This window comes from Edaphobacter sp. (genome assembly GCF_035532915.1).
In the GTDB taxonomy this organism is placed as follows: domain Bacteria; phylum Acidobacteriota; class Terriglobia; order Terriglobales; family Acidobacteriaceae; genus Edaphobacter.
Map to the genome: position 1 here is coordinate 1 of NZ_DATKQC010000358.1, position 10706 is coordinate 10706.

The 10706-nt window shown below is 60.5% G+C and carries 13 protein-coding genes; 8 read left to right on the top strand and 5 right to left on the bottom strand.

Going from position 1 to position 10706, the window contains the following annotated elements; genetic code table 11:
- Positions 1-249: 249 nt before the first annotated feature.
- The 3 genes from fabF to rmuC all read right to left on the bottom strand — a co-directional run bounded on the left by fabF (position 250) and on the right by rmuC (position 3413).
- On the bottom strand, positions 250-1500 hold the full coding sequence (gene fabF / locus VMU57_RS16945) for a beta-ketoacyl-ACP synthase II (RefSeq protein ID WP_325385541.1): 1251 nt from the start codon (positions 1498-1500) through the stop codon (positions 250-252).
- A gap of 5 nt (positions 1501-1505) precedes the next feature.
- Positions 1506-1751, bottom strand: a complete 246-nt coding sequence (locus tag VMU57_RS16950; RefSeq protein WP_188552789.1) for an acyl carrier protein — start codon at positions 1749-1751, stop codon at positions 1506-1508.
- Between the two features lie 156 nt (positions 1752-1907).
- Positions 1908-3413, bottom strand: coding sequence for a DNA recombination protein RmuC (gene rmuC, locus VMU57_RS16955; RefSeq protein WP_325385543.1), 1506 nt, complete (start codon positions 3411-3413; stop codon positions 1908-1910).
- 252 nt (positions 3414-3665) lie between these two features.
- On the opposite strand from rmuC, the gene VMU57_RS16960 reads away from it, so the two are divergent.
- The 4 genes from VMU57_RS16960 (at position 3666) to VMU57_RS16975 (ending at position 6071) form a co-directional block, all read left to right on the top strand.
- A complete protein-coding gene (locus VMU57_RS16960; RefSeq protein ID WP_325385545.1) occupies positions 3666-4715 on the top strand; it encodes a VWA domain-containing protein in 1050 nt (349 codons plus the stop codon).
- Between the two features lie 34 nt (positions 4716-4749).
- The gene (locus tag VMU57_RS16965; protein WP_325385547.1) at positions 4750-5415 is read left to right on the top strand and encodes a YukJ family protein; all 666 of its coding nucleotides are present in this window, start codon (positions 4750-4752) and stop codon (positions 5413-5415) included.
- Between the two features lie 88 nt (positions 5416-5503).
- Entirely contained in the window at positions 5504-5788 is a 285-nt protein-coding gene (locus tag VMU57_RS16970) for a BrnT family toxin (protein ID WP_325385549.1), read from the top strand.
- Entirely contained in the window at positions 5772-6071 is a 300-nt protein-coding gene (locus tag VMU57_RS16975) for a BrnA antitoxin family protein (protein ID WP_325385551.1), read from the top strand. Before VMU57_RS16970 ends, VMU57_RS16975 begins: the two co-directional genes overlap by 17 nt.
- A gap of 12 nt (positions 6072-6083) precedes the next feature.
- Here VMU57_RS16975 and folP read toward each other — a convergent pair whose 3' ends face one another.
- Positions 6084-6986: a dihydropteroate synthase gene (folP, locus tag VMU57_RS16980; protein WP_325385552.1), complete on the bottom strand. Its 903-nt coding sequence runs from the start codon at positions 6984-6986 to the stop codon at positions 6084-6086.
- A gap of 69 nt (positions 6987-7055) precedes the next feature.
- On the opposite strand from folP, the gene dacB reads away from it, so the two are divergent.
- The 4 genes from dacB (at position 7056) to VMU57_RS17000 (ending at position 10252) form a co-directional block, all read left to right on the top strand.
- Positions 7056-8669 (top strand): D-alanyl-D-alanine carboxypeptidase/D-alanyl-D-alanine endopeptidase, encoded by a 1614-nt coding sequence (gene dacB / locus VMU57_RS16985; protein WP_325385554.1) that lies wholly within the window; start codon positions 7056-7058, stop codon positions 8667-8669.
- A 61-nt stretch (positions 8670-8730) separates the two neighbouring features.
- A complete protein-coding gene (locus VMU57_RS16990; RefSeq protein WP_325385555.1) occupies positions 8731-9498 on the top strand; it encodes a sulfite exporter TauE/SafE family protein in 768 nt (255 codons plus the stop codon).
- Between the two features lie 27 nt (positions 9499-9525).
- The gene (locus tag VMU57_RS16995) at positions 9526-9870 is read left to right on the top strand and encodes a cytochrome c (protein WP_325385557.1); all 345 of its coding nucleotides are present in this window, start codon (positions 9526-9528) and stop codon (positions 9868-9870) included.
- A gap of 19 nt (positions 9871-9889) precedes the next feature.
- Positions 9890-10252 (top strand): hypothetical protein, encoded by a 363-nt coding sequence (locus VMU57_RS17000; protein WP_325385559.1) that lies wholly within the window; start codon positions 9890-9892, stop codon positions 10250-10252.
- Positions 10253-10377: 125 nt separating this feature from the next.
- Here VMU57_RS17000 and VMU57_RS17005 read toward each other — a convergent pair.
- On the bottom strand, positions 10378-10706 hold a 329-nt coding region (locus VMU57_RS17005; RefSeq protein ID WP_325385561.1), incomplete at its 5' end, for a YIP1 family protein.

Genomic DNA, 10706 nt, shown 5'->3' on the forward strand with positions numbered 1-10706 from the left:
GAACTCTCATGCTCTCTTGACTATGTTGTATCGCTCGACGGATCGCCTCTGTCGTTGTGGCGCTCCGGTGTAGAACCTGTCCCATAGTGCCTCCTTCTCACGCTCAGAAAAGTATGCACCATCAAATGCCGGGACTAAACAGCTAGCTGGGTGTTTAAAACCGTCATCTCTCCCGGAACAGCGGAGAGATGACGGTTGAAAGAGATCGCGATGAAGCGGTTCGAATATGACTTTTGCTGTAGCGGAAAACTACTCGGTCCAGCGTTTGAAGACCAGCGAACCGTTGGTTCCGCCAAAGCCGAAGGAGTTTGAGAGCGCGTAGTCGATCTTCGCAGCCTGAGGCTTGTTGGGAACGTAATTCAGGCGGCACTGAGGGTCAAGCTCTACGATGTTCATCGTCGGCGGCGCCATCTGGTTGAGCATGGCGAGGATGGTGATGCCCGCCTCCAGTCCGCCCGCGCCGCCGAGAAGGTGGCCGGTCATGGACTTGGTGGAGCTGACGAGCAGGGTGTGGTTCTTTGCCCGCTCGCCGAAGACGTTTTCGATGGCCTGTGACTCCAGCGCATCGCCCAGAGGCGTGCTGGTGGCGTGGGCGTTGACGTAGTCGATCTGGTCAGGGGTGATTCCGGCGACCTTGAGGGCGGCGGACATGGCGCGGAAGCAGCCTTCGCCCTCGGGAGCCATGCCGGTCATGTGAAAGGCGTCGGCGGACATGCCGTAGCCGATGACTTCGGCGAGGATATGGGCGCCGCGCGCCTTGGCCATCTCCAGCTCTTCCATGATGAGGATGCCAGCGCCTTCGCCGACGACGAAGCCGTCGCGGTCCTTGTCGAAGGGACGGCAGGCGTGCTCGGGATCGTCATTGCGCGTTGACAGCGCCTTCATGGCGGCGAATCCGCCTACGCCCATAGGCGTGATGGCGGCTTCGGTGCCTCCGGCGATCATGGCGTCGGCATCGCCGCGCTGGATGATGCGGAAGGCGTCGCCGATGGAGTGCGCGCTGGAGGTGCAGGCGGTCGCGGTGGCCTCGTTCGGTCCACGAGCGTTGTAGCGGATGCTGACGTGACCGGCGGCGAGGTTGACGATCGAGCCGGGAATGAAGAACGGCGAGATCTTGCGCGGGCCGCCGGCGAGCATGTTGGAGTGCTCGCGCTCGATAACATCGAAGCCGCCGATGCCGGAGCCGATGTGAACGCCGAAGCGGTCGCGGTTGTTCTCGTCGATGATCAGGCCGGAGTGTTTCATCGCCTCTTCGGAGGCGGCCAGCGCGAAGTGAATGAAGCGGCCCATCTTGCGGGCTTCTTTTTTTTCAACGAAGAGCAGCGGGTCGAAGTCCTTCACCTCTGCCGCAAAGCGGACGGGATGGCCGGTGAGATCAAAGGCCTTGATCTCAGCCATGCCGCTTTTGCCTGCAAGCAGGCCGTCCCAGACCTCGGGCGCGGTTTTACCGACCCCGCAAAGGAGGCCAAGGCCGGTGACGACAACGCGACGCTGCTCCATGTTGGTTACTTTCCTGCCTTCTGGTGTTTTTCGATGTAATCGACGGCATCCTTGACGGTCTTGATCTTCTCGGCGTCTTCGTCGGGGATCTGGATGTCGAAGGCCTCTTCGAACTGCATCACAAGCTCAACGACGTCGAGGGAGTCGGCCCCGAGGTCTTCCTGGAAGCTGGCGCCGGGGGTGACTTCGGCTTCATCCACTTGAAGTTGCTCGACGATAATCTGTTTTACTTTTTCATCTACTGCGGCCATTTGTTTCTCCTGTTTACGTCTTGCAATCAAAATTTGGATGTCGGTGCGCTGGGTCAACACCACCATGGTCAAGAATACTGAGCGCCTAGCAGAGTGTAAAGCAAACGGCCGCTGGGCGAAATGGGGGCATCCCGGTGGAACTCATTTATTCCTCATCTATTCCTCTTCGCTGCCATCCCCGGAGGCGGCAAGAAGAGGAGCGATCCCGTTGCCTTCTTCGAAGCCGAGCGGGTTGGAGGCAGCGGCCTGAGCATCCAGGCTGGAGACGTTTTTGAGTGCCCGATTGATGGTGCGGCTCTTGGTTCCCAACTCGCGCAGCGTGTTCTGGACGGTGCCAACCTGCTTTTCGACCTTGTCCATGAGGCCTCCGAATTTTTCGAACTCGGTCTTTGCTCCCGAGAGGACGCGCCAGACCTCGTCACCCTTCTTTTGAATGGCGAGGGTGTGGAAGCCCATCTGAAAGCTGGTGAGAATGGCCATAAAGGTCGAGGGCCCGGCGATGGTGACGCGGCATTGCGATTGAATCTCGGATTGCAGGCCGGGACGCCGGACGACTTCGGCATAAAGGCTCTCGGTGGGGAGAAACATGATGGCGTGCGGCATCGTGGTGGGGGGATCGATGTATTTCTCGCAGATGCGTTTGCCTTCGGCGCGAATGGCTCGCTCGAAGGCCCGCCCGGCAGCGGCGATCTCGTCTGCAGTGCCATGTTCGTAGGCATATTCGAGCCGCTCCCAGTCTTCCTTGGGGAACTTGGCGTCGATGGCGAGCAGGATGTAGCTCTCGGGACCATCGCCGTTAGGGAATTTAAGGGCGTACTCGACCGCCTCGAGCGTGTCGGGCTTGATGCGGGCGTTCTTGATGTACTGCTCGGGCGAGAACATCTGCTCGAGTTGCTGGCCGAGCTGAAATTCGCCGACGACACCGCGGGATTTGACGTTGGAGAAGACCTTTTTCAGATCGCTGACTCCTGTGGCAAGCTCCTTCATCTCGCCAAGCCCCTTCTGGACTTCGCCCAGATGGGTCGTCACCTGGCCGAAGGACTCGGTAAGCCGCGTCTGTAGCGTGGCATTGAGCTTCTCGTCGACCGTCTGGCGCATCTTTTCAAGCTCTTTGGAGTTGTCTTCGTTGAGTTTGGTGAGACGTTCTTCGACAGATATGCGGAGCTGGTTTTGCAGCGCGGTATTGCTGGCCATCAACTCGCTGAGTTTGGCGTTGAGCGACTCGCGCAGACTGGTGTGCTGGCCGCTGGTCTCGGCGGTGAAAGACGAGAGCCGCTGGGTGATGGTGTCCATCTGGCTCTGCACGGCATTGCGAAGCTGATCGGCAGAAGATTTGTTGTCGGTACGGAAGTCGGCGAGGCCAGTGTTGAGCGTCTGGCCGAGCGCGGTAATGCTGGCGGCGACCTCGGTGCGGAGGGCGGCGAAGGCGGTCTCGCTGGCCTCCCGGGTGCGCTGTGCCTCGGCGGCGATGTCGGTACGCATCTGGGACAGTTCTTTGCGGATGTGCTCATCCGTGGCCTGCTGGCGGGCGTCGAGCCGGGTGAGCTGGTCTGGAATCTGGCCGAGGCGAGGGTCCAGCGCCGGTGCCGCCTGTTTGCGGACGAGCAGAAAAATCACGGCGAGCAGGGTTATGATCTGGAGGATGAGCGGCAGGAGAGGCATTTCGTTTTTCCTTCGCCAAAGAATAGCATCTGGCCAAGCTGAGGATCGCTGACAATGAGCGGAAATGGAAGCTGGAACGGCTATTTCTTCAGCGAAAGAAGGCCTGGCCCGACTTGAGAAAAATATTTGGGCTGAATTTATTAGACTTACGCCGCCCGATCGCGTCTATTCTTTTAGATGGTCGCGCGCATGCCTTTAATCGCGACGTCTCGCACGAGGATTTTTTTCGCCTTCGTCCGAGAAGAGGGAAACATGTCCATCGAGACCCGTTTTTGCGCGCTGCTCCTGCTCGCCGCTCTATTCCCTGCCGCTCCGGCCTTCTCCGAACAGAATGCCCCTGCCAGCCAGAGTCCAAACAGCATCCATCTGGATGTGGTCGTCACGCCACGGTCGGGGACGCCCGTCGCCGGACTGAAACAACAGGACTTCTCCGTCCTCGACAATAAGATTTCGCAACCCATCCAGTCGTTTCAAGCCGTCAGCGGCGACCAGGCTCCGATGCAGATCATCCTGCTCGTAGACGGCGTCAACACCCCTTACGTCCGTCTCGCCTACGTGCGTCAGCAGATCGATAAATTTCTGCGCTCCAACGGCGGCCACCTTGCCCATCCTATTTCGCTGGCAATCTTTACGAATGACAAGACCCGGATTCAGAATGGCGCTACGACCGACGGCAATGCCCTGAGCAAACTTCTCGACAACTCCCCGATCGGGCTGCGCACCATCCATCGCTCCGCTGGCATCTACGGCGCCGACGAGCGCATTCAGCTTTCGCTCCAAACACTTCGCCAGCTCGCCGCGCTGGAGGCGGGCCGTCCCGGGCCCAAGATCATCCTCTGGGTCTCCCACGGCTGGCCGCTGCTGTCCGGGCCGCGGATCGATCTGGGAATGAGGGAGCAGAAGCGGGTTTACGCTCAGGTCGTTGCCCTGACCTCCGAGTTGCGGCAGGCGCACATCACCCTCTACAGCATCGACCCCAATGGTGCGGGCGAGTCCTTGCTCAGCAACTCTTACTTCTATCAGTCGTACCTAAAGGGCGTCGACACACCGAATGACGTGCAACTGGCAAACCTGTCGCTACAGGTTCTCGCGGCGCAGAGCGGCGGGCTGGTCCTCGCCGGCAGCAACGACGTCGCCGGGCTGCTCGCCCGATGCGTCAAGGACGCAGGAAATTATTACGAGCTCACCTTCGCCCCGTCGCCTGCCGAGCCTGCCAAGGCCTATCACCAGATCGAAGTGAAGCTGACGGAACCCGGCCTCACCGCTCGCACCCGCCACGGCTACTACGCCGAGACGCAGTAAGACAGTCACCAAGGCTCGAGACTGAGGGAGATTCATGCCGATTACAAACTACAGCGTTCTGGCAGGCGACCCGGTCTCGGGCAAGGTGGTCAAGGGATCGAGCACCCATTACCAGATCACGATGAACGCTCCCGGGGGCCCGTTTACCGTGGCCGTGAACATTCAGTCGGTGGACGGCTCGGAGGTGCTGTACGCGATTGAGGAGGAGTTTAGCCCTCCGGATATCGCAGGTCTGCTGGCGCTGCCGATGGGAATGACCGCTCGCAAGAGCGTTCCCGGCGGACTGTCGCTCGATTATGTGCGGTCGCAGGTGAGCGGAAGGCAGATGATTTCGCGCGAGCAGATGACGCTGTTGCCGCAGGCGAACTCCAAGGGCAGCAAAGAGGACCAGATGTTGGCCCAGGCACGTGCGAGCGCCCTGCAGAACGCCGTGGTCACGTTGTTGAATATGACCATCGCCGATAAGGATGGCGTCATCTACGCCTTTGGCAGCAGCTTCGCCGACCAGGGCAAGGTCGACGGGATTCACGATATCCACATGAACCAGGGCAATCCTGTGAATAACCACGGCGGCGACAACGGCATCTGGCAGGACGGCGCTCTGCTGATCCATCTGCCGTCGAAGGCTACGTGGACGGCAGTCTTCATCGCGTTCCAGACCGAGTCGTGGACGACCGACTCGAATGGGAACCCCGTTTAAGCTAGGGCGAGGATACGAGCACTTGCGGCAAGTCCGTTACAGAAAGCGCACGAATCAATATGTAGCTACAAATGTAGTACATTGAAATATGGAGTTTGAATGGGACCCGGACAAGGCCGATGCGAACCTGCACAAACATCTCATCAGCTTTGAGGATGCCGCCCGGGTCTTCCTCGATCCGCAGCGTATTGAGACCTTCGACGACCGGGAGGACTATGGGGAAGATCGCTGGAAGACCGTGGGAATGGTCGCTCCCGCTTTACTGGCCGTCGTCTATACCCTGCGCGGCAGGGACGGCAATCTCATCCGATTGATTTCAGCAAGAAAGGCAGATGCTCATGAGCGCGCACAATACCATGAAGTTCAAACTTGACCCCAACCATCCCGCGCCGTTGACCACGCAACAGCGCAAGCGACTGAAGGCCGTCGTCGCCATGCCGGATTCCGAGATCAACTATAGCGATATCCCGCGCCAGACCAACCCGGTGCAATGGACACGGCCCGGCGACCTCATTTCTTCGGAGAACAAGCAGCAGGTCACACTGCGTCTCGACGCCGATGTTCTGACCTTTTTCAAAGGAACGGGCAAACGCTACCAGAGCCGCATCAATGCCGCTCTTCGGGAATACGTTCAGGCGCACAGAAAATCTGCCTGATGATGAAAGTGCCTAAATCGCGGCGAGGATGCGGTCGGCGACGGCAGCGGCCTCGACCGCAGGACGAATGTCGTGGGTGCGGATGATGTGGGCTCCGTTGAGGATCGCTGCTACGTTGGCTGCCGTGGTCGCATGCAGGCGTGCCTCGGGTGGCGGCAGGGTCTCTTCATAGAGCGGAGCCAGCGCCTGGGCGAGAAAGCTCTTGCGGGAGATTCCGGCGAGGATCGGCAGGTTGAGCTGGCGGAGCCGGTCGAGATGGGCCAGCAGCGGATAGTTTTCGTCGAGCCGCTTGCCGAAACCGAAGCCCGGGTCGAGCACGATCCGGTTAAGCGCAATTCCGGCGGAGGTCGCGGCCTCGATGCGCTCTTTCAATCCACGCAGCACAAGAGGAACAACTTCTTCGGCAGCAATGGGCGGCTGGTCGAGCCAGTCACGCGGGCGGCCGCGTGTGTGCATCAAAACGGTGCCGCAGCCCAGCTGGGCGCAGTTCCTGGTCATGGCGGCGTCCCAGAGGTGGCCGCTGACGTCGTTGACGATCTCGACCCCGGCTTCGACGGCGCACACGGCGGTAGAGGCATGGTGGGTGTCGATGGAGAGAATTGCATCGGGCCTCTGCGCCAGGATCGCCTCGATGACAGGAAGGATACGCGACTGCTCTTCGTCGGCCGAGAGCGGGACGGCGTTGGGCCGGGTGGATTCGCCGCCGATGTCGAGAATGTGCGCGCCTTCGTCGAGCATCTCGTGGGCCTGGGTCAGGGCGCGCTCGGGCGCGTTCTCCGGCGTGTAGAAGTGGCCGCCGTCGGAGAAGCTGTCGGGAGTCACGTTCAGGATTCCCATGACGAGGGTATGCTGGCCGAGCGCAAGGGTTCGGGTGCGGAGACTCCAGTCATAACGAGGGCGATGGGCAGGCGGCATAGATAGAGTTTAGATGCAGGATTCAAGCCGAGGACCGGGCCGCAGCCGACAGGATGCTAGACTGCGCGGATGATGAGGTTTGCCGCACGTTGTGCCGTAATTGTGCTGGGCGGAATGCTCTGCGTGCCGGCGGGGGCTGCAACCCCCTCCCCGACCCACCACAGAGCGCATCGTGTGAAGCCGCTGAAATTCCAGGTTGCGAAGCTGCTGGCCGACCCGGCGGTATCGCGCTCGCATTGGGGCATCGCGGTCACAAAGATGGACGGGACGCGCGTCTATGCGCTGAATGCGGGCCAGTTCTTTCACCCGGCCAGCAACGCGAAGCTGTTCACCACGACAGCCGCGGTAGCCCTGCTGGGTTCGTCGGCAACAGTGACCACCAGGATAGCGGCGATGTCGCTTCCGAACAAAGATGGCGTACTTCCGCACGGCGGTCTCCGGCTGATGGGCGCAGGCGATGCCAATTTGTCGGGGCGCACGACTCCCTATATCCCTCCCGCTCTACAGCCAAACCCTGCACCGCCCGAAGTCGACCCGCTGCGATTCCTGGAAGAGATGGCCGATCAGGTCGCGAAGACCGGCCTGAAGGTTGTCGAAGGAGATATCGTCGGCGATGACTCGCTGTTTCCGTGGCAGCCTTACCCAGAAGACTGGTCGATGGATGACGCGGTGTGGGGATACGGCGCACCGGTGTCGGCACTCACGGTCGAGGACAACATGCTGAAGCTGACGGTGACGGCTCCGGCATTGGCAGGCGCACCCGCAACCGTGGCAATCGAACAGGCGGTCCCCTATTACACCGTCGAGTCGAGCGTGACCACGACCTCAGTCAACACCATGCCGGCGGTCGGAATCGATCGCTCTCCCGGTTCAAAGACGGTGCGCGTCTACGGCACGGTTCCGGCGGGGATGCAGGCCATGACCAGCCACCTTGCCATAGAAGATCCGGCTGAGTACGCGGCGATGGCATTCCGACAGATGCTGGAGCAGCGAGGGATTCGGGTGACAGGCAAGGCGCGGGCCGAGCATCGCCTTTCGGTAGATACAGCAAACTTTGTGGACGAGGCACAGCAGCCGCTGATGCTGCCTCCAACAGACAAGGGCACACAACCGGGCTGCACAGACTTCTGCACCACGCTGGCGGAACACGTCTCGCCGCGGCTGATCGACGATATCGTAGCGACCAATAAGGTGTCGCAGAACCTTCATGCCGAATTGCTGTTGCGGCGGCTGGGCAAGGCATTTGCCGACGATGGCTCAGCGGTGCAGGGCGCTCGTGTGGTGCGAACGTTTCTGACGACGCTGGCCGGAGTCAATAAGGACGACTTCGTCTTCTTCGACGGCTCAGGGCTGAGCGGCCACGACCTGGTGGCACCACGCGCCACCGCGCAACTGCTTCAATACGCCAGCACGCAGCCATGGTTCGCGGACTGGAAGAGTTCCCTTCCGGTCGGCGGGGTGGATGGAACACTCGCCGGACGCTTTACGCAGGCTCCGCTAAGGGGCAATGTCTTCGCCAAGACGGGAACGCTGGGCGAGGCGCGTGCGCTCTCGGGCTACATCGATTGCGTCAGTGGTCGCACGGTGATCTTTTCCATCATGGTGGACAACCACGCTCCCCACAGCCATGCGGATGAGACCGCGATGGACAAGATTGTTGCTGCGATTGCAGCGACAAATTAGAGCGTGTCCGGCGACAGCATCACCACGCCCACTCGTAGAATAGAGAGATGAAGCGTAGCCGGTGGTCCCTCGTTTCGAGCGTCAGCAGATGATGGATGCCTCTACCTTGCAGGTGCTGGTTGTGGTGTTTCTGGCCACCTTCATCCGGTCGGCGTTTGGGTTTGGCGAGGCGCTGTTCGCCGTTCCGCTGCTGGCGCTTTTTATACCGCTCAAAGTTGCCGCCCCCCTGGCCGTGCTGGTCTCGATCACGATTGCCGCCGTGGTCGTCGCGCAGGACTGGCGCAAGATTCATCTACGCAGCACCGGCTGGCTGGTGGGAGCGACACTCTTCGGCATTCCCGTAGGGCTCTTACTTCTGACCAGCACCCATCAGCAGGCAGTCAGGATCGTACTGGCGATCTTCATCATGGCGTTCGCGGCGTATTCCCTTCTGGGCAGCAAGCCGCCCGAGTTGAAGCAAGACAGCAAGGCATGGCTGTTGGGCTGCGGTTTCGTTGCCGGTGTCTTTGGCGGAGCGTATGGGATGAACGGGCCTCCGCTGGTGATCTATGGAGCGATGCGCCGGTGGTCTGCCCAGCACTTTCGCGCGACCCTGCAGGGATATTTTCTTCCCGCAAGCGTCATCGGCATGGGCGGCTACTGGCTGGCGGGACTCTGGGTTCCGGCGGTGACGCACTTCTACCTGTTGAGCCTTCCGGTGATGCTGCCTGCGATCTGGCTGGGCCGCTTGGTGAACCATCGCCTGCACGGCGACACCTTTCTCCGCTATGTCTACGTGGGCCTGGCCGGCATTGGCCTGGTGCTGCTGGCGCAGTCGGTGCATCGGTAGGACGATGACGGATGAGAGAATAAATCCATGGTTCGAGCTTGTTTTTTGCTGATGCTGGCCTGTGCGCTGGCAGGGTGTAAGTCGCTGCCTCCGCCAACGCCGCTCTCGCAGTTGAATGAGCAACAGATGCATGGCCATGCGGTATTCGAGACGCACTGCAGCGCCTGCCACTACGACCGCCGCGACGCCGCGCTGCATGGGCCTTCGCTGCTGGGCGTCTACAAAAAGCCTTATCTGCCCAGCGGAGCCCCGGCCAACGACGATCGCGTGACCGCCACCGTTCTGCATGGACATGGGCTGATGCCCGCGGTGGGAAATAATATGGACCAGCAGGATCTCAACGATCTGCTGGCGTACCTGCACACGCTTTAAGAGAACAGGAGCAGGAACGATGGCGGACGAGCGCAAGGGTGTGGTTGGACAGATGCTGCCGGGAGTGGCTGGAATCTGCCTGTTTATGCTGTTCCTGACGCTGATGAACGTGTTTGGCGCGTTGCGCAACACCTTTGGCATGGGGTTGGCGAAGTACGGCGTGCTGGGGCTATGCACGCTGCTGGTAGCAGGCATCTTCGGTCTGCTGCGCATGCGCCGGTGGGGATGGGCGCTGGTGCTGGCCGGATGCGTCATGCTGTTTACCGGGGACTTCTTCTTTTTCGAGAAGACGCGCAGCGGTTTCTTCCTGATCCGTGGAATGTTTTCGCTGGTCTTTTTTCTGTACCTGGTGCGGGACGAAGTACGCAGCCGGTTGCGCTGAAGCCTGAAGCGTTTCCCTCAGGTAGAGCTTCCTTCGTTTGTCATTTCCGAGCTTTCGTTTGTCATTCCCGAAGGGAATCTGCGTTTTACTCGAACCTCCAAAACTACATCTCGAGGAGAACCGCCCTAGTTGAAGGCCGCCGCTGCGGCTGTACTGACGATCAGGATCAGCACCCACCAGCCAATGATCGCAGCCGCCGCCTTGCCGCGGCTCACCTTGGCAACAATCGAAGTTCCAAGGATGAGCAAGATCAGCGACCAGATCCCGATGACATCGAAGAAGCCAAGCGCGGCCTTAATGCCTGCCCCGGCGTCCGGGAAGTAGTAGCCGAGGTTCGTTCCCACCGGATTCTTCATGTCGTAGCCCTCGGCGTTGCCGCCGACGAAGAGCATCAGTATCGTCAGCAGCCCGATAATCAGCTTTGGCAGGCTGCAGTACATCCACACGCAGAACA